The 19591-nt window shown below is 65.9% G+C and carries 21 protein-coding genes and 1 riboswitch; of the genes, 7 read left to right on the top strand and 14 right to left on the bottom strand.

Features of this window, described 5'->3' with window-relative positions; genetic code table 11:
• Positions 1-73 precede the first annotated feature (73 nt).
• Positions 74-916 carry a DNA methyltransferase gene (locus B1L07_11245; protein ID AUZ55563.1) on the top strand — a complete coding sequence of 281 codons (843 nt, stop codon included), beginning with the start codon at positions 74-76 and terminating at the stop codon, positions 914-916.
• Between the two features lie 9 nt (positions 917-925).
• On the opposite strand, the gene B1L07_11240 is transcribed toward B1L07_11245, so the two are convergent.
• The gene (locus B1L07_11240; protein AUZ55562.1) at positions 926-1627 is read right to left on the bottom strand and encodes a restriction endonuclease; all 702 of its coding nucleotides are present in this window, start codon (positions 1625-1627) and stop codon (positions 926-928) included.
• A 185-nt stretch (positions 1628-1812) separates the two neighbouring features.
• On the opposite strand from B1L07_11240, the gene B1L07_11235 reads away from it, so the two are divergent.
• Entirely contained in the window at positions 1813-2532 is a 720-nt protein-coding gene (locus tag B1L07_11235; protein AUZ55561.1) for a hypothetical protein, read from the top strand.
• Between the two features lie 342 nt (positions 2533-2874).
• Positions 2875-3477 (top strand): hypothetical protein, encoded by a 603-nt coding sequence (locus B1L07_11230; protein ID AUZ55560.1) that lies wholly within the window; start codon positions 2875-2877, stop codon positions 3475-3477.
• 51 nt (positions 3478-3528) lie between these two features.
• Here B1L07_11230 and B1L07_11225 read toward each other — a convergent pair whose 3' ends face one another.
• Entirely contained in the window at positions 3529-3717 is a 189-nt protein-coding gene (locus B1L07_11225) for a hypothetical protein (protein AUZ55559.1), read from the bottom strand.
• On the opposite strand from B1L07_11225, the gene B1L07_11220 reads away from it, so the two are divergent.
• Positions 3703-4521: a hypothetical protein gene (locus B1L07_11220; protein ID AUZ55558.1), complete on the top strand. Its 819-nt coding sequence runs from the start codon at positions 3703-3705 to the stop codon at positions 4519-4521. The two genes, B1L07_11225 and B1L07_11220, sit on opposite strands and share 15 nt — an antisense overlap.
• 88 nt (positions 4522-4609) lie before the next feature.
• On the opposite strand, the gene B1L07_11215 is transcribed toward B1L07_11220, so the two are convergent.
• Positions 4610-4798, bottom strand: a complete 189-nt coding sequence (locus B1L07_11215) for a hypothetical protein (GenBank protein AUZ55557.1) — start codon at positions 4796-4798, stop codon at positions 4610-4612.
• A 157-nt stretch (positions 4799-4955) separates the two neighbouring features.
• Here B1L07_11215 and B1L07_11210 point away from each other — a divergent pair, with 157 nt between their 5' ends.
• Positions 4956-5681 carry an AraC family transcriptional regulator gene (locus tag B1L07_11210; GenBank protein ID AUZ55556.1) on the top strand — a complete coding sequence of 242 codons (726 nt, stop codon included), beginning with the start codon at positions 4956-4958 and terminating at the stop codon, positions 5679-5681.
• Positions 5682-5838: 157 nt separating this feature from the next.
• Here B1L07_11210 and B1L07_11205 read toward each other — a convergent pair whose 3' ends face one another.
• The 3 genes from B1L07_11205 to B1L07_11195 all read right to left on the bottom strand — a co-directional run bounded on the left by B1L07_11205 (position 5839) and on the right by B1L07_11195 (position 9557).
• Positions 5839-6267: a death-on-curing protein gene (locus B1L07_11205; GenBank protein ID AUZ55555.1), complete on the bottom strand. Its 429-nt coding sequence runs from the start codon at positions 6265-6267 to the stop codon at positions 5839-5841.
• 7 nt (positions 6268-6274) lie between these two features.
• Positions 6275-6496 (bottom strand): transcriptional regulator, encoded by a 222-nt coding sequence (locus B1L07_11200; protein AUZ55554.1) that lies wholly within the window; start codon positions 6494-6496, stop codon positions 6275-6277.
• Positions 6497-6671: 175 nt separating this feature from the next.
• Positions 6672-9557 carry a glycine dehydrogenase (aminomethyl-transferring) gene (locus B1L07_11195; GenBank protein ID AUZ55553.1) on the bottom strand — a complete coding sequence of 962 codons (2886 nt, stop codon included), beginning with the start codon at positions 9555-9557 and terminating at the stop codon, positions 6672-6674.
• A gap of 104 nt (positions 9558-9661) precedes the next feature.
• Positions 9662-9770, bottom strand: a riboswitch (glycine riboswitch).
• Between the two features lie 280 nt (positions 9771-10050).
• On the opposite strand from B1L07_11195, the gene B1L07_11190 reads away from it, so the two are divergent.
• A complete protein-coding gene (locus tag B1L07_11190; GenBank protein AUZ55552.1) occupies positions 10051-11274 on the top strand; it encodes a Bcr/CflA family drug resistance efflux transporter in 1224 nt (407 codons plus the stop codon).
• A gap of 80 nt (positions 11275-11354) precedes the next feature.
• Positions 11355-11771 (top strand): hypothetical protein, encoded by a 417-nt coding sequence (locus B1L07_11185; GenBank protein ID AUZ55551.1) that lies wholly within the window; start codon positions 11355-11357, stop codon positions 11769-11771.
• Positions 11772-11856: 85 nt separating this feature from the next.
• On the opposite strand, the gene B1L07_11180 is transcribed toward B1L07_11185, so the two are convergent.
• The 8 genes from B1L07_11180 to B1L07_11145 all read right to left on the bottom strand — a co-directional run bounded on the left by B1L07_11180 (position 11857) and on the right by B1L07_11145 (position 19543).
• Entirely contained in the window at positions 11857-12219 is a 363-nt protein-coding gene (locus B1L07_11180) for an aldehyde-activating protein (protein ID AUZ55550.1), read from the bottom strand.
• A gap of 501 nt (positions 12220-12720) precedes the next feature.
• The gene (locus B1L07_11175; protein ID AUZ55549.1) at positions 12721-13020 is read right to left on the bottom strand and encodes a hypothetical protein; all 300 of its coding nucleotides are present in this window, start codon (positions 13018-13020) and stop codon (positions 12721-12723) included.
• A gap of 84 nt (positions 13021-13104) precedes the next feature.
• On the bottom strand, positions 13105-13662 hold the full coding sequence (locus B1L07_11170; protein AUZ55548.1) for a deaminase: 558 nt from the start codon (positions 13660-13662) through the stop codon (positions 13105-13107).
• A 136-nt stretch (positions 13663-13798) separates the two neighbouring features.
• Positions 13799-14092: a hypothetical protein gene (locus tag B1L07_11165; protein ID AUZ55547.1), complete on the bottom strand. Its 294-nt coding sequence runs from the start codon at positions 14090-14092 to the stop codon at positions 13799-13801.
• Between the two features lie 361 nt (positions 14093-14453).
• Positions 14454-15212 (bottom strand): SAM-dependent methyltransferase, encoded by a 759-nt coding sequence (locus B1L07_11160; GenBank protein ID AUZ55546.1) that lies wholly within the window; start codon positions 15210-15212, stop codon positions 14454-14456.
• Between the two features lie 94 nt (positions 15213-15306).
• Positions 15307-15744: a hypothetical protein gene (locus tag B1L07_11155; GenBank protein ID AUZ55545.1), complete on the bottom strand. Its 438-nt coding sequence runs from the start codon at positions 15742-15744 to the stop codon at positions 15307-15309.
• 1374 nt (positions 15745-17118) lie between these two features.
• On the bottom strand, positions 17119-17364 hold the full coding sequence (locus B1L07_11150) for a hypothetical protein (GenBank protein AUZ55544.1): 246 nt from the start codon (positions 17362-17364) through the stop codon (positions 17119-17121).
• A gap of 181 nt (positions 17365-17545) precedes the next feature.
• The gene (locus tag B1L07_11145) at positions 17546-19543 is read right to left on the bottom strand and encodes a peptidase M20 (GenBank protein ID AUZ55543.1); all 1998 of its coding nucleotides are present in this window, start codon (positions 19541-19543) and stop codon (positions 17546-17548) included.
• Between the last annotated feature and the right edge of the window lie 48 nt (positions 19544-19591).

Here is a 19591-nt window from a genome sequence, read left to right as displayed (position 1 = left end):
TGAAGGCTCCTGATCGGCTGTCTCTCATCAATAAAGATCTTTTAAAAGATCTATATCAGTGTAAGATGTTCCAATGTCTAGTACCCCTCTACGCCCCGAAGAAGCTCCCGCGCCGCTGCCCAAAGTGGTTGGCGGTTTTGCCACTGTTCTCGCCGATCCGCCTTGGCGATTTGCCAATCGCACTGGGAAGGTTGCGCCCGAGCATCGACGGCTTGACCGCTATTCAACGATGTCGCTGGACGCAATCAAGGGACTGCCAGTAAGAGACGTGGTGGCGCGTGACGCGCATCTGTATCTTTGGGTGCCCAATGCGTTGCTGGTCGACGGCTTAGCAGTCATGGAAGCATGGGGGTTCCGATATGTAAGTAATATCGTGTGGGCGAAGCGTCGTATGGATGGCGGCCCGGACGGCCGAGGCGTAGGCTTCTATTTTCGAAATGTGACCGAGTTGTTGCTGTTCGGCGTGCGTGGTTCTATGCGAACTCTTCCGCCTGGACGCTCTCAGGTCAATATGATTGAGACTCGTAAGAGAGAGCATTCCCGCAAGCCTGATGAACAATACGAGCTTATTGAATCGTGCTCGCCAGGCCCTCGCTTAGAAATGTTTGCTCGCCATGGCCGACCAGGATGGACTCTCTGGGGGAACGAAGCCGCCGATGACATCACTCCGCGCGGCGTAGTGCACAAGGGTTATGCGGGAGGTCCGATTCTTCCTCAGCTGAAGCCGAATGAACATATCGAACATGATCGTGCAGAGGCGATAGGTCGTAAACTCCGCGATCGCTATCTAAAAGGCGAAAGTGTGAGGGAGTTGGCCGCGGCAACGGGCTATTCCATTCAGCGCGTCCGTGCGCTTCTGGCTGCCGTGGAGACTCCAATGCGTCCACGTGGACGACATACCGTGGAGGGCAATTAGATGTCCCGCCTATGCGTAAGGTTGTCCGTTCCAAGTAGCTTGGGTGGCCGCGACAACTAAGAGAGGGCATGTGCCCATCACTCCGCGGCGGACACGCAGTGCTGCTTTTTCTAAGTTGGTTGTGGTCGAGGTGTTCAGATCGATTGGCAATTTGGGGTTGCGCTCTGCTTCAGGAAGAGTTTCTTGATGCTCATTCCACAACGCGGTTGCGAGGTTTTTGAGGCTCAATCGATCTTGGGTGATAAGAACGGCTGCAGAGATAACGCCGGCTTCATGCCACGCCCTATACGCGGATAAGTCGCGGTCTAGGTTGCCGTCTTTTGCATTCCACTCTACATCAAGGGCTACGCGTCCCTTGAAGTTATCTACTAGGTAGCCTTCTTGCTCTACGGTAGGTAGCCGTCCTGCTTCTTTCCCGTCTTTGGTGTAGAGGATGCCCTGAGTGTGCAAATCGACTCTGATCTCGCGCCAGCCTCGCTGGGCGAACATGTCGTCGATAATTTTTGCAATGTCTCCTCGATTTCCACCCCTTTTTAGCCACTGCGCTGGATCAAGATGGAAGTTCTCTAGTACATCGAGGATGTCAGTCCATTCGCCAGGGCAGACGGAGCGCAAAACCGCGGCAGCAGAGCTGGTTTCAAGGAATTCCCAGCGTGCCCGAATTGCAGGCGGGAGAACGAGTGGATCATCGTAGGTGCGTGTTTCAAACATTCTAAGTCAGCTTAGTTGTAGTTGTTCGTAGGAGTAGCTTTGCATATATCGGAGCGTCCAGTCCCTCTCCTTCGCAAAGCTACGCAAGTGGGCCTGCAGTTGTTGGAGTTCCCCCATCCACTTTGGCTCCTTGCCTGTGACCGTCATCGCAGTATAGAAGAGCATGTGGGCGAATCGGGAGGGGTATGGAACAGCGAATGGGGGAATGCGTCGGGGTGGATGGCGCTAGTTCTGGCTGGATCGCTGTCTGGAGAATGCAGCGCGAGTTGGCGTGGCAAGTCCATGGTGATGCGCGTGCGCTGGTTCATGCGCATCAACAGGCCGGAGTAATCGCGGTGGATATTCCCATAGGCCTGTCTGACAGCGGCGGGCGCTTGGCGGATGCTCTTGCCCGGTCTTTCGTCGGCGGTCGACGCGCCTGTAGCATTTTTTCGACGCCGGTGCGGGGCATCTTGGATGCGAAGAACCAACCAGAGGCCTCTCAGCGTCATCGGGAAATTGATGGTCGAGGTTTCGGTGCGCAGTCCTTTGCGATCCTGTCCAAGATCCGCGAGTGGGACGAGTTGCTGCACAGCAACCCACAGGTGCGCCGCATGGTGCGCGAGGTGCATCCAGAGGTTTCGTTCGCGGCGCTGGCTGGTGGTGCGGGGCAGGGTCTTGTTGCCAGTAAGCGCACGTCTACAGGCATCGCGGCCAGAAGCGCGCTGCTTGCTGCTGCATTTGGTGAAGCGGCGATTGCGGATTTGCTGAGCGCTGTTCCGCGGCGTGAGGCCAAAGCAGACGATGTTCTCGATGCGCTGGCGGCGTTGTGGACTGCGGAGCGGATTCGGGATGGCGTGGCCTGTTCACTGCCGGCCGAGGTGATACCTGACGCCACTGGATTGGATGCGGCAATTTGGTACTGAACGGCGCGGCACTCCGACGCTTGCGACCGTTTATCGGCTAAGCGATTCTGTCCGTGCTTCGCCTTGACTCGCCGGAGTTTCAGTAGCAGTCTTGCTGCACGGAGCCTCGAAACTCCGCAGACAGCGGTACCCACCTCCGACAAACCGGTGGGTTTTTTGTGCCTGCATGCTTTGCAGGCGCAACCGACGCGATGCTTGCGTCGGGAGGGCGGTGAATACAACACCCTTCGGGGAAATAAGCCCGCCGGCTGTCTGCGGTTTCGAGCCTCCCGACTTCCCGTCCGCCGTTCGTGGCGGGCGGCCACTTCATGGAAGGAGGCGGCAACGATGGCAAAGCACACGTTGGACGATGAGCGGCCGGGCTACTACCTGCCCGAAGACAGCCAGCAGCGGCTGGTGCGGCTGAGCGACCACATCAAGTTCCTGCTGCGGTTGATGCAGCCGCTGGCGGGTGCGGTGGGCGAGCCGGCGGGCGAGGTGCGCCTGGCCGAGGTGGCGTTTTGCCTGGAGCTGCTGGGCGACCAGGTGGACCTGGTGCTGGATGAGGTGTCGTGGCCGGCGACGCAGGTGGACGCGCCCGCGCGCGATGCCGCGGATCAGGCGCAGGGCTACGCCTTCGGCGTCACGCTGGCGCAGGTGGATGCGCTGGATGGCTGGGTACGCACGCTGGCCGCGCAGGGCGATGTGCTGGCCACCGGCGATGCCGCCGGGTGGGCGCGCGGCACGCTGCCGTCGATGGGGCGTGCGGTGTTCGATGCGGCGGCGGCCGTGCGCGGTGTGCTGGATGCGGTGGAAACGCAGCGGCTGGTGGCGGGCGCGGATGCGCGCTTGCGGGTGGAGGAGGCGCGGGCGGTGTATGCGGTGCCGCGTGCGCTGCCGGCAAGGGTGTCGCGGGACCCGGTGCGGGCGGAGGCGGAGCTGGCATACGGCGATTCCCTGCACTGAGGGGGCGCAGCACGCGGGGCGCACGGCCAACGGCCATGCGCCGGCGTGGGCTCAGGCCGCGGCCAGTTGCTGCAGGTGCGTTGCGAAGCCGCCTTCGTCGCTGGCGGCGTTGATGTGGTCGAAGTAGGTGTACCAGCCGCTGGCGTGGATGCCGGCGAGCAGGGCGTCGCGCGCGCCTGCGTGTCGGGGACCGGCGTCGCTTCCCTCGGGCGGGGCAAATAGGCGATGCTGCCGCAGCACAAGGGGGAGCGCATGACGCACGCAGAGCACGACGACAAACAGGCGGCGCCAGGCGGCGCGCCGCCCGCCACGCCGATGAACTGGTCGCCGATTCCCGATGTGGGCACGGGCGATGAATCGTGGGTGCTGAACCTGTGGCGGCGCGGGTGCCGCGAGCCGGCGCTGATGTTTTCAGCGGCGTATGTGCTGGTGGGGTTCCTGGGGCTGTGGTCGAGCGCGTGGTTCTACCACGGCTTCGGCATCACCATTGCCGATTACCTGCAGGCCAGCGATTACCTGGTGGCGGGCCTGCGCGACCCGGGCAGTGTGCTGATCTTCGCCATCGGCGTGCTGCTGGCGGTATTGGTGAGCTGGCCGGAGGCGCTGCGCCGCCGTTACCCGGACTACGTGGCCGACCTGCGCCGGCGGCGCTGGTGGGCGCGCATGGCGTTTCCGCAGGCGCGGATCATGACCTGGGACGGCATTGGCATCCACCCCATCACCGGGGTGAGCCTGGTGGTGGCGTCGTTCATGCTGATGGGCTCGGCGGTGTACATGCAGACCAAGGGCGAACTGGTGCGCGAGAAGGGCCGCGGCACGCCGGTACAGGTGCATATGATCGGCGACGCCGCGCCGCGGCCGGGCCAGGCGCGGTTGCTGGGTACCAGCAGCGCCTTTGTCTATTTGTGGTGGCCGGCGCAGCGCCGCGCCGAAGCGGTGCCCATTACCTCGGTGCGGCAGGTGCAGGCCGCGCCCAGGGGAGCGCGCGGCGCCGCGGTGGCGGCACCGCCTGCGGCACCAGCGGCGACGCCAGCGACGCGCTGAGCCGGGCTGCCCGGCCACGGCCCGCGGGGCAGGGCCACTACGTGCCCGCTGCCGCATGGCTGCACAGGGCCGGCCCGCAGTGGCGCGTTCAGTGGCTGGTGTGGTGCTTGCGCCCGCTGCCGGATTTCTTGCCACCGCCATCGTGCTTGTTGACCGTGGCCCAGGCGATGCGTTCGGCGGTTCGGGTGCTGGCGCCGCGGGCTTTTTCGCTCTTTTCGATGTGCGCGGCCTGGCGCTTCTGCTTGTCGGTGTAGCTGGATTTGTCGCCCTGGGTCATGGCGGTACTCCCGTGGGTGTGGGCCTGCAGGTATAGGCCGGGCGGTGCGGGGAGAAGGTGAAGCGGCCGTTGCCGGTGTGTTATGCCGGCCCGTGCCCGGCGCTGGCGGGGGCTTGGCTAGAATGCGGGGACTGCTCCGCTGCCGGACCCATGCTTGATGCGTATCGACCCCGCCGAGATCGAAGCCCTGTTCGACGCCATTCCCAGCGTGCTGTTCTTCGCCAAGGACGTGCAGGGCCGCTATACGCACGTCAACAAGACGATGATGCAGCGGCTGGGGGTGAAGTCGCGCGGCGAGGTCATCGGCAAGCGCGCCGACGAGCTGTACCCGGCGGGCATGAGCGAGGCCTACGTGGCCCAGGACGCGCGCGTGCTGGGCGGCGAGGTGATCGAGAACGTGATGGAGCTGCAGCTGTTCGCCAACCGCCAGCCGGGCTGGTGCCTGACCTGCAAGCGGCCCATCGTGGAGAACGGCAGGGTGGTGGGGCTGATTGGCATTTCGCGCGACCTGGGCCAGCGCGGCGGGCTGGAATCGCAGTACGAGCCGCTGCGGCTGGCGCTGGATTACCTCAACACGCACTACGCCGAAAACGTGCGCATGCAGACCCTGCTGGACATCACCGGGTTCTCGCTGAGCAAGCTGGAGCGCAGTTTCCGCAAGGTGTTCCAGATGACGCCGCAGCAGGTGCTCACGCGCCTGCGCATCCAGATTGCCCTGCACCTGCTGCACGGGCAGGACAGCGTGGCCAGCATCGGCCAGGCCTGCGGCTTTACCGACCAGAGCGCGTTCACCCGCAAGTTCAAGGCCGAGGTGGGCATGGCCCCGCGCCAGTACCGGGCGATGATCGCGGCGCGGCAGCAGGAAACCGCCGCGCCGGAGTGACGTCCGGCGCGGCGCTGCGGTGCGGGAATCCAGCCTGCGGCTATGCGGGCAAAGAGGCGGGCTGCGCGTGGGGCGCACGCCACAAGCCGATGCCGGGTTGAAGAAGAGCGGTTGCTGGGGCCGGTGATGGGCCGGTGCGCGGCGGCGGTGCCGCGCTTCAGCCGGCGCAGCCCGCGCGCGGTTCCTGCACGTGGCCGCCGGCGTCGATGCGGATGCGCGGGCGCAGCCAGGCGGCGAACTCGGCTTCGCTGGTGGCGCCTTCGGCCAGGCCCAGCATGGCGATGTACTTCTCTTCATCGGTCGCGGTCAGCTGGCCGTCGTTGAGGGCGATGAACACGCGGTAGCAGACATGCGCGGTGCGCTTGTTGCCATCGACGAACGGATGGTTGCGCGCCAGGCCGTAGGCCAGGCTGGCGGCAAGATCGGCCAGGTCCGGCGGTGGCTCGCCATAGGCGTGCAGCTGCTGCGCGCGCGCGAGCGCGGAGTCGAGCAGGGCGTCGTCGCGCACGCCGCTGCCGCCGCCATGTTCGGCGAGCTGGCGGTCGTGGATGGCCAGTGCCAGTGGCTTGCTGATCCAGCGGATCATGGCCGCCTCACTGCGCCAGCTTGTGCAGCACCTGGCGGTCTTCGCGCATGATCGCCTCGGCCACCTCCATCTGTGCGGCAAGCTCCGGGTCGAATACGGTCAGGCGGATGCCGTCGGGCGTTTCCAGCGCATGCAGCTCGTCGCCTTTTTCCAGGCGCAGGCGTGCAAGCAGTTCCTTGGGCAGGATGATGCCGGACGAGTTGCCGATGCTGGTGATCTTGAGCTTCATGGTGGGACTCCGCCGCTTGTTATAACGAACGTTATCACTTGGTGGCGGGGTGGACAAGCGGACTACCGGGTGCGCCGGCCGTAGGCGCGCGCCGCATGTGCCCGTCGGAAGTACGCACGCAAAGCGAACGGCCCGCTTGCGCGGGCCGTTGCCTTTACCTGGTGTCGCGGCCCGGTCAGGCCTCGACGTCTTCCTTGTAAGCATCCACCGGGATGCAGGCGCACATGATGTTCTTGTCGCCGTAGACGTTGTCCACGCGCGCCACCGGCGGCCAGTACTTGGACTGCTTGAGCGACGGCAGCGGGAACGCCGCCAGCTCGCGCGGGTAGGCGTGGGTCCACTGGCTGGCCGACACCGCGGTGGCGGTGTGCGGGGCGTGCTTGAGCGGGTTGTCCTCGCGGTCCAGGCGGCCGTCCTCGATCGCGCGGATTTCCTCGCGGATCTGGATCATCGCGTCGATGAAGCGGTCCAGTTCGTACTGCGATTCGCTTTCGGTCGGCTCGACCATCAGCGTGCCGGCCACCGGGAAGCTCAGGGTCGGGGCGTGGAAGCCGAAGTCGATCAGGCGCTTGGCCACGTCCTCGGCGCCGATGCCGGAGGTCTTCTCCAGCGGCCGCACGTCGAGGATGCACTCGTGCGCCACCAGCCCGTTGCGGCCGGTGTACAGGGTCTTGTAGTGCGGGGCCAGGCGCCTGGCGATGTAGTTGGCGTTGAGCAGCGCGACCTGGGTGGCCTTGCGCAGGCCGGCCGCGCCCATCATTGCGATGTACATCCAGCTGATCGGCAGGATCGAGGCGCTGCCGAAGGTGGCGGCCGAGACCATGGCGCCGTTGCCCACGCCCTGGGTGCGCAGGCCGTCGGCGACCAGCGCGCCCGGCAGGAACGGCGCCAGGTGCGACTTGACCGCGCACGGGCCCACGCCCGGGCCGCCGCCGCCGTGCGGGATGCAGAAGGTCTTGTGCAGGTTCAGGTGCGATACGTCCGAGCCCCACTTGCCGGGCTTGGCCACGCCGACCAGGGCGTTCATGTTGGCGCCGTCGGTGTACACCTGGCCGCCGTGCTGGTGGATGATCTGGCAGATCTCCACCACCTCTTCCTCGAACACGCCGTGCGTGGACGGGTAGGTCATCATGATCGCGGCCAGGCGGTCGCTGTACTTCTCGGCGTTGGCGCGGATGTCCTCGACGTCGACGTTGCCGTTGGCGTCGGTCTTGGTGACCACCACCTTCATGCCGCACATCTGCGCCGAGGCCGGGTTGGTGCCGTGCGCCGAATCCGGGATCAGGCAGATGTCGCGGTGGCCCTCGCCGCGCGAGGCGTGGTAGGCGCGGATCGCCAGCAGGCCGGCGTATTCGCCCTGCGCGCCGGAGTTCGGCTGCAGGCTCACCGCGTCGTAGCCGGTGCATTCCACCAGCATCGCTTCCAACCCGTCGATCAGTTCCTTGTAGCCCTGGGCCTGGTCGGCCGGGGCCAGCGGGTGGATGTTGGCGAACTCCGGCCAGGTCACCGGGATCATCTCGGCGGTGGCGTTGAGCTTCATGGTGCACGAGCCCAGCGGGATCATCGTGCGGTCCATCGCCAGGTCCTTGTCGGCCAGCGAACGCAGGTAGCGCAGCAGTTCGTGCTCGCTGTGGTGGGTGTTGAACACCGGGTGGGTCAGGAACGCGGACTGGCGCACCATGCCGGCCGGCAGCGCGTCGGCGGTGGCCGCGTCCAGCGCGTCCACGTCGACGCGGGCGCCGAACAGCGCGCCCAGCGCGACGATGTCCTCGCGGGTGGCGGTTTCGTCCAGGCTGATGCCCACCGCCGCGCTGTCGATCACGCGCAGGTTGTAGCCGGCGGCCACGGCCTTGGCCTGCAGCGCGGCGGCGTCGACGTTGCGCACGTGCAGGGTGTCGAAGAAGTGTTCGCCCACGTCCACGCCGTTGCCGCGCAGCGCCGCGGCCAGGAGGGTGGCCAGGCGGTGGGTGCGGCGGGCGATGCGGGTCAGGCCTTCCGGGCCGTGGTAGACGGCGTACATCGAGGCCATCACCGCCAGCAGCACCTGCGCGGTGCAGATGTTGGAGGTGGCCTTCTCGCGGCGGATGTGCTGCTCGCGGGTCTGCAGGGTCAGGCGGTAGGCCGGCTTGCCTTCGGCGTCGACCGACACGCCGATCAGGCGGCCCGGCATGGAGCGCTTGTAGGCGTCGCGGCAGGCCATGAACGCGGCGTGCGGGCCGCCGAAGCCGAACGGCACGCCGAAGCGCTGGCTGTTGCCGACCACGATGTCCGCGCCCCATTCGCCGGGGGCGGTGATCAGGGTCAGTGCCAGCAGGTCGGTGGCCACCGCCACCAGGCCCTGGCGGGCATGCACGGCCTCGACCAGCGCCTTGTGGTCGCCGATGTGGCCGAAGGTGTCCGGGTACTGCAGCAGCACGCCGAAGCAGTCGGCGTCCAGCGCTTCGGCCGGGGTGCCCACGCGCAGGGTGATGCCCATCGGCTCGGCGCGGGTGCGCAGCAGCTCCAGGGTCTGCGGGTGCACCGCGTCATGCACGAAGAACACGTCCGACTTGGACTTGGCCGAACGCTTGGCCAGGGTCATGGCTTCAGCCGCGGCGGTGGCTTCGTCCAGCAGCGAGGCGTTGGCGATCTCCATGCCGGTCAGGTCGGCGACCATCTGCTGGAAGTTGATCAGCGCTTCCATGCGGCCCTGCGAAATTTCCGCCTGGTACGGGGTGTAGGCGGTGTACCAGGCCGGGTTCTCGAGGATGTTGCGCAGGATCACGTTCGGCGTATGGGTGCCGTAATAGCCCTGGCCGATGAAGCTGCGCAGCACCTTGTTCCTGCTGGCGATGGCGCGGATCCTGGCCAGCGCCTGCACTTCGGTCAGCGACTCGGGCAGGGCCAGCGGGGCGGGCGACTTGATTGCGCCGGGGACGATGGCGTCGGTCAGCGCGTCGAGCGAGTCATGGCCGACCACGCGCAGCATCTGCGCGATTTCGGCATCGTTGGGGCCGATATGGCGGTCGACGAAGGCGGAGGCGTGTTCGAGTTCGCGCAGCGAAGGCGTGTTCTGGTGCATGACGGACGTCCGGAGGTGGCGTGCGGGGCTGGGGCGGCGGCCGCATGCCCTCCGGCAGCGGTTCCGCGCACGCGGCACCACGGCCGGCAAGCCGGTGGCTCGCCTCGTGCCCCTCTGTCCTTTTGCCTGAGAGTTTGGAAGGCGCGACCTGCGGGTCGCGCGCCTCGTGCACCTTCGGCGCCGGATTGAACCGGTCTCTCCAGAGTTTTGACGCAGGTGGTATCGGGCCTGAGCGATTGCGGGCGTTTGCGCCTTCGGCAGCGATGAACCGCTTCTCCCACCGTGTAGCGCGCCGATTATAGCCGTTGCCCCGGGCGGCCGGCGCGGTCGCCCGGCTGAACGGGCCACGCCGCCGGCGCGTGCCGGGCACCGGTGCGCGTGGCGTCGCGGCGGCGGCGGGCCTATCATGTGCGGCTTCCCGTTGTTCCCAGGCGCCGCCCGCACAGGGCCGGCGCCCGTCGTGCGTCGCCGCGCACGCCCCGCTGGATACCCCATGACCACCGCTTCGCCGTCCACCCGCCGCCTGGCCCTGCTGCTCGCCGGGCTGTCCATGTTCGGGCCGTTTTCCATCGACACCATCTTCCCGGCATTCCCGCTGCTGGCGCGGGAGCTGGCGGTGGACGAGGTGGCGGTGCAGCAGACCATCAGCGTCTACCTGCTGTTCTACGGCCTGATGAGCCTGGCGCACGGCCCGCTGTCCGATGCCTGGGGGCGCAAGCGGGTGATCCTGGGCGGGCTGGTGCTGTTCACCGCCGCCTCGGTCGGCTGCGCGCTGTCCACCCACTTGGGCACGCTGCTGGTGTTCCGCGCGCTGCAGGGCGTTTGCGCCGGCGTCGGCATGATCGTCGGCCGCGCGGTGATCCGCGACCTGTACCACGGCCCGGACGCGCAGCGGCTGATGAGCCAGGTGTCGATGATCTTCGGCATCGCCCCGGCCATCGCCCCGATCATCGGCGGCTGGATCCTGCTCGGCGGTGGCGACTGGCCGCTGATCTTCTGGTTCCTGGTGGTTTTTTCGCTGCTGCTGGTCGCCGCTACCGCGCGCTGGCTGCCGGAAACGCACCCGGCCGCGGCGCGCACGCCGCTGTCGCCGCGCGGCCTGCTGCGCGACTACCTGCGCATCGGCTTCAACCCGCGCTTCCTGCGCCTGGCGCTGGCTGGCAGCGTCAACTTCGGCGGCATTTTCCTGTACATCTCCTCGGCGCCGGTGTTCGTGATGCAGCACCTGCGCCTGGGCGAGGGCGGCTTTGCCTGGTTGTTCATTCCCACCATCGGCGGCATGACCACCGGCGCATTCCTGTCCGGGCGCATGGCCGGGCGTACCGTGCCGGTGCGGCAAATCAGCATCGGCTTCGCCTGCTGTGCGCTGTCGGCGGCGCTGAACATCGCCTACGCCGCCTCGGTGGTGCAGCTGCAGCTGCCATGGGCGGTGCTGCCCATCTTCCTGGGCGGGCTGGGCATGGCGCTGATCTTCCCGGTGCTGGCGCTGGCGGTGCTGGACATGTACCCGCAGCAGCGCGGCCTGGCCTCGTCGCTGCAGGCCTTCGTGCAGCTGATGATCAGCACCCTGGTGGCCGGCGTGGTGTCGCCGCTGCTCAGCGGCAGGCCGCTGCACCTGGCACTGGGCATGGCCGGATTCATGCTGCTGGGCTTCGCGTTCTGGTACTGGGAACACCGCCGCGAGCGCCACCTGGCCGGCCCGCACATGCACGTCTAGCCGGCCTCCATTCCCGCCTCACCCCGACTGCGTCATTCTCCCCCTACCGGCCAGCATGGCCGCCACCGGAAGCTGCCACCATGTCCATCCATTCCAAGGGCCGCCGCGAGGCGAAGAAGAAGCTGGCCGAGCGCGAGCGCAACCAGGCCGCGGCCAACCCGGCGCCGAAGCCCGCGGTGGAACCGCACGCCGAACTGCGCGACCAGCAGCGCACCCTGCTGGCCGGCATCGTCCGCCGCGACGGCGAGTGGGTGCTGGGCATGGACGGCAGGATCGCCGGCGAAACCTCCAGCGCCGCCCGCGTGCTGGCGCTGATCATGCAGGCTGCCGAGCTGCACGAACGCAGCGGCACCCCGGTGCGGCTGATGTACTCCGACGCGCTGAAGGACGCCGCGCATGCCGAGGTGGCGGAGCAGGGCATCGACTTCGACACCTGGAAGCGCAACCTGGCCACGGAGCTGGGCCTCGGCGCGAAGGACGCCGTGGCCACGCATTGAGTTGTTGATGCGGGTGAACGGACAAGGGCGCCGGGTGGCGCCCTTGTTGTTTCCACCGGCAGCGCGCGGCGGTGGGCTGGCCGGGCTATGCCATGCCGGCGCCCACCGTGGCCCGCACCGGGATGCCGGCCGGGTCGAAATCCTCCAGGCAGAACACGTTGATGCCGTAGTGGTCCGGGGTGACGCGCTTGCGATGGAACGGGTAGATGCCACAGGTCCGGCAGAAGTAGTGCGTGGCGGTGAAGGTGTGGAATTGATACGCCGACAGCTGCTCCTGGCCCGCGAGCAGGCGGAAGTCGCTTTCGTGCACCTTCACCATCAACGCGTTCTTGCGGCGGCAGATGGAGCAGTCGCAGGTCGTCAGCTCGGGAAAGTCGCTGGTGATCTCGAAGCGGACGGCGCCGCAGTGGCAGCTGCCGGTGCAGGTGGTTCGGGGGCGGGTGGACATGTGGGCAGTTGAAGGGCGAGTGGTCGGGGCAGACTAACGCCAACCGGGCCGGGCGGTCGCGCGGGCCGGCGCACACCGGAGCCCGGCAGCAGATGCCCGGGCATTGCGTGCCAGCGCCGGCCCTCTGTTGCGTCACACGGCAAAGCCCGCGACCGCGGCATGGGGATCGCCACGACGCGTAACCCGTTCCTTCTCCGGGAGCCGCCGGATACCCGCGCGCCACGTCGCGCTGCGGAAGCTGCCGGCGTTGGCACAGGTGCTGGAACGACTCAGGTTTGGCCTGTCCCGGGTATCAGCGTTGACGAGCCCAGCGGGTTGGGAAATATCGGCACGGCGTTGCCCAGGCATGGGCGATGGCCCACGGCTGGACGTGTTTCCGGCGGGCGCCAAGCTGCACACCCCGGGTGTGGGCACTCGCACGCAAAGCGCCGCCCGTTGGCGGACATCCACGGCGATGATCGCGTTCGTCATCCAGGCAACGGGCGCACGCGCGGACGGCAATCAGTGAAGCCAGTGCGCCCATGCCCTGGTCAGCAGGAAGGCAGTGCCGGCATACCCGGCCGCGGCCATCAGCCACACCCGGTGCGGGGCGCGTGCCTGCTGCAGCAGCCAGACCACGCCCAGCAATGACAGCACGAACATGATGGCCGCCATCACATAGGCCTGTGGGGCGGGTACGAAGACCGACCAATGGCCGCGCTTGCTCGACGTGGTGAATCCGTGCCCCGCAAGAATCAGGCACCCGCCTGCAAGCGCGAAGAATGCGAGGGAGAAAACGGCGGCGAACTGTGCCTTGCGCATGGGATGCCTGCCGTCAGCACCGGGCCGGGCCGCGAAGGGGGCGCGATGGCAATGGGCGTCGAGCCGCCACGGTCAGGTCCCGGCTCAGCATGCGCGACGGTAGTGCAGGGCGACCGCGCCGCAGCGCAGTGGCTGCGCCGACACCCGTTCGAGTCGTCGCGAGGCGGGCAGCCCACCCGCGTACAGGGTGGGGCCATGGCCGGCGATCCTGGGGTGGACGAGGAACCGGTACTCATCGATCAGGTCCAGCCGGTCCAGCGCGTTCGCCAACATGCCACTGCCCAGGAGCACTCCGCGCGGCGTGGCGTCCTTCAGTTGCTGCACGCCCGTGCGCAGATCGCCGGCGACGCGGTGGCTGTTCGCCCAGGAGAAATCCGTTCGCTTCGCCGATACCACGTACTTCGGCTTGGCCTGCAGTTTGACCGCCCACTCGCGCATCGACGCGGGCGCCTCCACCTCGCCGCGGGCCACTGCCGGCCAGTGGCTTTCCATCATCTCGTAGGTGACACGCCCCCACAGCATGGCGCCGCTCTCGTCCATCAGCCGGGTGAAGAAGGCATGCGTCTCGTCGTCGACTATGCCCTCGCGGTGGTCGATGCAGCCGTCCAGGGTGAGGTTCATGCTGAAGATCAGAAGTCCCATGGTGCCCTCCGTTGGAGATGCGCGATGCGTTGCTTTCCACCCGGCGCCAGGGGGCGGGCCCGAGCGGTGATGCGCGCGCCCCGCGTCGCCTTGTGCCTGGAGCAGGCTGGGGTACCAGGCTGCGCCGGCTGGCGCCTCACCACTTTCCGAAGAAGGATGTGACGTCGAAATAGTAGGCCATGCGCTTGCCGTCCGCCGTGGTGATTTCGATCAGGTCGTAGGCCTTGTTGCCTTCCAGCAGGAGTGACTGCTTCTCCCGCTTGAAGCCGGAGTGCTTCCGGGCAATCCAGGCGTACTCGGCGGCAACCCCCTCCGCGCTGTTCGTGGCTTTGATGGGGACGGCGGTCTGGATGGAGGTTCCCTCCTGGCCGATGGATGCATGTGACGAGGTGCGCTCGGGGCCGGTGGATGCGCACGATGAGCAGAGCAACGCCAGGACGATTAGTGAGTTGCGCATGATTTCCCCTGTGGAGCCTGATGTGTGAACCATGCCGACGCATTCCATGCGCCCGGCATGAAGGAACGGCTTGGCCGCAGATCAGATCGGGCCAGGGCCAGGCCCCGATCGCCGGCCAGAATGCTGTCCGGTAAACCTGGTTGTGCGCTACGTCGGCATTGCGTGGTTGATGGTAAGCCGCGTGACACCGAGCGTGCTGAAGCCAGTGATCACACGGGTAAGGTGTTTGGCCAGGCGAGTGCAGACCGGACCAGCAGCCGGCTTAGCTCCGGGGGGCGATAATCCAAGGCACCATCATCATGAGGAAGACATTTGCTTCAATGAATGGTTAGGTCTACCTGGGATTGATTCCTGGCATGAGCGCAAACACGCCCCAGCCCAGATATTCGCGCGTGTAGGTTGCGTGGCGCCCAGGCTCCGTGCTGAGTTTGGAGCGGATCTCATCCGCCAGTTCATCGTCGGGGTTCTTCTCAAGCCAGCGGCGCATCGTAAGCCACTTGGCGGCCTCGTATCTGTCCCAGCCATCCTGATTGGCCAGAACCATCTCAACAACGTCGTAACCAAGCCTGCCGAAGGATGCGAGAAGCTCTGGAAGAATGAGGAAGTCGGAGATTGCGCTGGCAAAGCACTTTCTGGCGATATCTTCTGTCGGCGGCAACTGCCGCCAGTAAGGCTCGCCAATCAGGATGATTCCGCCAGTACGCAGGCTCCTGGCCAGAAGCTCGATGGTGCCAGCGACGCCTCCGCCAATCCAGGTGGCACCGACACAAGCCGCCACGTCGGCTTTCTCGTCGGAGATGTAGCCGCTTGCATCGCCGTGGATGAAATTGACCTGATGGGTGACGCCGAGTTCTTCGGCGCGCTGTCTGGCGTGTGCGGTGAACAGCGAACTCATGTCGATGCCGGTACCGACGATGCCATGGTCGCGTGCCCAGGTGCATAACATCTCGCCCGAGCCGCTACCAAGATCAAGCACGCGCTCTCCGGACTTCAGGCGAAGTGCCTCGCCAAGGGCAACGAACTTGTCTGGCGTGAACGGATTATGGATTCGGTGCGCACTTTCCGTGATGTTGAAGAATCGCGGTATGTCCAAGTCGAAGACTTCCTGAAGATTGCGAAAGATCGGGTAAGAAGTGAGTGGCTTGAATCAAGCCGAACCATGAGGCGGCTTCGGCCTGGATGGACCGCTAGCTTGCTCGTCGGACGCGCAACACCTTGGTCTTGCTGAGCGAGTCGTGCCACCACGTGTCGGCGAGTGTAAAAGATACGGGCTCAAGGGGGATCAGGCGGGAAAGGGTTCGAACAAGGACCGCAGATAACGACGGTGTGGTGCCAGATTCGGTCACCACCCTCGTGCCCAGGAGCACTTTTCCAAGTGTGCGTCCAAAGATGGACTCCAATGCGAAGTAGTAGAGGACGTACAGAAGCACAAATGCCACAGATGACCAGACCGAGCTGGTTGCTGCGTCGTATGCCTCCGGCCCATAGACGACTACGTAGGCGACTTCGCCGACGAAGAAGGTTGCGCGGATGACGAGGAAGTCGACTATGAACGTCAGAAAACGGCGGCCAGCGGAGGCGGCTTCGCCGACGATGCGCTCGGTGCCAACGACGGATTCACCCACCGCATAGGGATTGTTCTGTGACGACATGCAAGCTCCCAAAGCAACCTGACACCTGGATTGAACCGTGCGAAATGGCACCGGCTTGAAAAAATTGCTAGGCGGCAGCCCTCAGCCATCAATAGCCATTTGCATAACTTCCGACTCGCCCGACGGTTGGATAATAACGGCCCACAATAGGTTGCGCGTTTCATCACGTACTTCGACGAGAAATATGCCCCAGGGATGCTCAGATACCTTTAGCGCAGACCTCAGCGTCTCCCATGCAAGCGATGGACCGTCGTGGCAGGAGGACAGGCGCTGATACGCAATCTCCTTGGTATCGTTGGACGTCAGGTGACTGCACGCGACTGGCAGGCTCAAGAGGGCAGCAACCAGGATTGGTTTCATGAGGCTTGATGCCCAAGGTAAGCGGACCCGTGAATCGGATTCGGCTTGAATTAACTGTCAGGTACTTGGCCGGGACGCGCCAGCGCTATGCCGAGTGTCATTGGCGGCATGATGTGGCGGAAGACAATGCGTGAGCCGCTGCGGCTGCCAAGGACGATTTCACTCACAGCGCCCTCCCCAAGCGGGTCTGATTCCGCCACAGACTGTACGGAAAAGGGAACGAAGGCTGCGGCGGCGGGAAGGCGCTGCATGACGTAGGTCCTGCCACTGGAAGCCTGCCATTGGAGGCTGGGGGCATCACACTCCATGACATCAAGGCCGAGCGATGGGTACTTGCCCGGATCCAGCTCCACCTCGCAGGGTGCGATCCGTACCAAGCGTCCATCGGAAAGTTGCATTACGGCCATTGCCGTTGCAATTGGCGTCGTGAGCTCGTTTACCCATGCGGGGTGAACGGGATCGCAAGCGAAGGTGTGAATCGCTTCTATCGTTGTATTGGTGAGCGAGGAAATGTCCACAACCACCTGACACCTGTTCGACCGCCTGGACGCGGCGTAGTACGGATAATGGCCGACTTCGCCACCACCACGCAATCTGTGGTTTCTCTTTCATTCCATGCGCCTGGAAGGACAAAAGGGCGCACAGGGAATGCCGCGCCGGTTTCATGCTGCAAGCATCGCGCTGTAACCATCACACCCCGTGGTCTGCGGGTGTAACCGGGAAATGCGGAGCGTCGATGCGCGCTGTATGCGGGAGCATTGAATGCAGAATGCGCGAAGGGCGCCATCGGCGCCCTTCGTTGTAGTGCATTTGCCCTTCGATCCTTTGCTGTCGGGCTGCCGGCCTTTTTTCCTGCGCCTGGCACCCGCCCCAGGCGGCGCGAGGTGGGCCCCGGACGTGCCTACAACGCCGACATGAGCTGGATCATCGGCAGGTAGGCCGAAACGAGCGCCAGCGGCACGCCCACGATCAGGATGAGCAGTCCGGCTACCCCGCGGCGATCGCGCGGCTGGCCTTGCCCGGCCAGCACAGCCGGATCAGTAGCACCAGCGCCGGGGCGAGCCAGATGGCGGGGTAGAAGCGCGTGGCCAGCCGGGTCGGCAGTGGCAGGTCGGTGCCGCGCAGGGTGAACGCGGTGAAGGTGTCGGCGAACTGCGGGTAGACCACCATGCCGATCACGCTGATGGCCACGGCGGCCAGCACGCTGGCGATCAGGCCGGTGAGCAGCCACACGGTGTCCCTGGACGGCCCGGGCGTGGGTTGGGCGCGGGCAGGGCGGGTGGTCCGCTTGCGGGTAAGTCGGTCATGGGGCGTCTGAGGGAGCGTCGCGTTGGCATGCGCTGCATGCATGGGGATGCGAACGAAGGGCGCCTTGCCGGCGCCCTTCGTCTTCATGCCTGGACCGATGCCAGGGTCATGGCGCGGCCGGCTTCACCGGCTGCGCGGGACCGGCCTGCCACCCGCACATCTGGCCTTCGTTCTGCTGCTTGAGCCATTCCTGCAGCGGGGCGAAGTATTCCAGCATCGGGGCGGCGTCGAGTTTCTCGGTGCCGGTCAGTTCCTTGAGGGTGGCCTGCCACGGCTGGCTGGCGCCCTTGCTGAGCATGGCCCAGTACTTCTGCCCGGCTTCCTTGTTGCCGTAGAAGGTGCACTGGTTGAGCGGGCCGGTGTAACCGGCGGCGTCGCACAGGCCCTTGTAGAACTGGTATTGCAGGATACGGGCGAGGAAGTAGCGCAGATACGGGGTGTTGCCCGGCACGTGGTACTTGGCGCCAGCGTCGAAGAATTCCTCGCCGCGCGCGCTGGCCGGGGCCACGCCCTGGTACTGCGCCTTCAGTTCCCACCATTTCTGGTTGTACTGCTCGGGCTTGATCGAGCCGTCGAACACGCCCCAGCGCCAGCGGTCGATCATCAGCCCGAACGGCAGGAACGACACGCCGCTCAGGGCCATGCGCATCTGCGCGTTGATGGTGGCCTCGCGGCTTTCCTGCGGCTTGTCGACCAGGCCGATGGAGTTCAGGTACTGCGGGGTCATCGCCAGCACGATGGTGTCGCCGATGGCTTCGTGGAAGCCATCGTTGGCACCGCCCTGGAACAGCGGTGGCAGCGGGTTGTAGGCCAGGTCGTAATAGATGTGGCCCAGCTCGTGGTAGATGGTGGTGAAGTTCTCTTCGGTGGGGGTGATGCACATCTTGGTGCGCACATCCGGGCCCACGTCCTTGCCGTCGCCGCCCATGTTCATGTCCCAGGCGCTGGCGTGGCAGACCACGTTGCGGTCCAGTGGCTTGATGAACTGGGTGTTCTGCCAGTAGCTCGGCGGCAGCTTGGGCATGCCCAGCGACACGTAGAAGTCCTGCGCGCGCTCGGTCATTTGCCGCGCGGTGGCCAGCTCGGCCTCGCGCTGGGCCTTGAAGCGGGCGGCGACGTCGGCGTTGGCGCCGGCCTTGGCCAGCGCCGCGCTCAGGTTACCCTGGTGCTGCTTCTCGAGCGCGGCGGTGATGTCCAGGCTGCCGGCGCCGGGGTAGGGCTGCAGTTGGTCCCACAGGTTGCTCCAGTCCTGCTGCCACATGTTACCGGTCAGGTGCGCGGCGATCAGGCCACCGCCGACCTCGGCCTTGTCCTTGCCGTACTCCTTGTCCAGCTTGGCGCGGGTGTAGCAGTGCAGCTGTTCGTACAGCGGCTTGACCTGCTCCCACAGGCGGTCGGTTTCCGGGCCGACCTGTTCGGCCGGCATGTCGTAGCCGCTGCGCCACATCTGCCCGGCATCGGCATAGCCCAGTTCGCGCGCGCCTTCGTTGACCAGTTCGACGAAGCGCTGGTACGGCTTGCGCGAGGCCACGGCGGTGGAGTGCCAGCCCTGCCAGGCGTCGAGCTGCTTGTCGTAGTCGTGCGAGCGCGCCAGTACCTGTTCCAGTTCGCCGAGCTGGCGGCAGTTCTGCTGGTCGCCTTCACCGGTGCAGTAGGTGCCGGCGCCGTAGTCGCCCTCCAGCTTGGTGGCGATGGCGGCCAGCTCGGCCAGCTTGGCCGGGTCGCGCGGGGCGGGCATGGCGGTCATCAGCTTGAGCAGGTGCAGGGCACGCCGGGTGTCCTCGCTCATCGGCTGGCCTTCATACTTGCCGGCCTGTTCGATCCAGCCGTTGAGCGTGGTCAGCCAGCGCTCGTTGGCCTTGGCCGCCACGCGCGCGGAATCGTCGTTGATGTAGGTGGACGACAGCCACTGCGCCGAGGTCATTTCCGGGTACATGGCCTTGAACTCGGCATTGATCCGGGCGACGAACTGGTCGGCGCTTTCGGCCGGCGCGGCCTGTGCCGCCGGTGCGGCGGTGTCGGTGGCGGCTTCCTTCTTGCAGGCGGCCAGCGACAGCACGCCGGCGCTCACGGCAAGGGCCAACAGCAGGTGACGTTGTTTCACGCGATTCCCCGGTGGTATTCGATCGGCGAAGGCTAGAGGGCCGCGGCG

The sequence above is a fragment of the Stenotrophomonas acidaminiphila genome, from assembly GCA_002951995.1.
Classification (GTDB): domain Bacteria; phylum Pseudomonadota; class Gammaproteobacteria; order Xanthomonadales; family Xanthomonadaceae; genus Stenotrophomonas; species Stenotrophomonas acidaminiphila_A.
Note: the sequence above shows the minus strand (reverse complement) of the source record. Positions and strands in the feature narration are given on the sequence as shown.

Coding starts and splice junctions, on each gene's coding strand:
- B1L07_11245 (AUZ55563.1), top strand. CDS start 74: ATGTCTAGTACCCCTCTACGCCCCGAAGAAGCTCCCGCGCCGCTGCCC.
- B1L07_11240 (AUZ55562.1), bottom strand. CDS start 1,627: ATGTTTGAAACACGCACCTACGATGATCCACTCGTTCTCCCGCCTGCA.
- B1L07_11235 (AUZ55561.1), top strand. CDS start 1,813: ATGGAACAGCGAATGGGGGAATGCGTCGGGGTGGATGGCGCTAGTTCT.
- B1L07_11220 (AUZ55558.1), top strand. CDS start 3,703: ATGCTGCCGCAGCACAAGGGGGAGCGCATGACGCACGCAGAGCACGAC.
- B1L07_11215 (AUZ55557.1), bottom strand. CDS start 4,798: ATGACCCAGGGCGACAAATCCAGCTACACCGACAAGCAGAAGCGCCAG.
- B1L07_11210 (AUZ55556.1), top strand. CDS start 4,956: ATGCGTATCGACCCCGCCGAGATCGAAGCCCTGTTCGACGCCATTCCC.
- B1L07_11205 (AUZ55555.1), bottom strand. CDS start 6,267: ATGATCCGCTGGATCAGCAAGCCACTGGCACTGGCCATCCACGACCGC.
- B1L07_11200 (AUZ55554.1), bottom strand. CDS start 6,496: ATGAAGCTCAAGATCACCAGCATCGGCAACTCGTCCGGCATCATCCTG.
- B1L07_11195 (AUZ55553.1), bottom strand. CDS start 9,557: ATGCACCAGAACACGCCTTCGCTGCGCGAACTCGAACACGCCTCCGCC.
- B1L07_11190 (AUZ55552.1), top strand. CDS start 10,051: ATGACCACCGCTTCGCCGTCCACCCGCCGCCTGGCCCTGCTGCTCGCC.
- B1L07_11185 (AUZ55551.1), top strand. CDS start 11,355: ATGTCCATCCATTCCAAGGGCCGCCGCGAGGCGAAGAAGAAGCTGGCC.
- B1L07_11180 (AUZ55550.1), bottom strand. CDS start 12,219: ATGTCCACCCGCCCCCGAACCACCTGCACCGGCAGCTGCCACTGCGGC.
- B1L07_11175 (AUZ55549.1), bottom strand. CDS start 13,020: ATGCGCAAGGCACAGTTCGCCGCCGTTTTCTCCCTCGCATTCTTCGCG.
- B1L07_11170 (AUZ55548.1), bottom strand. CDS start 13,662: ATGGGACTTCTGATCTTCAGCATGAACCTCACCCTGGACGGCTGCATC.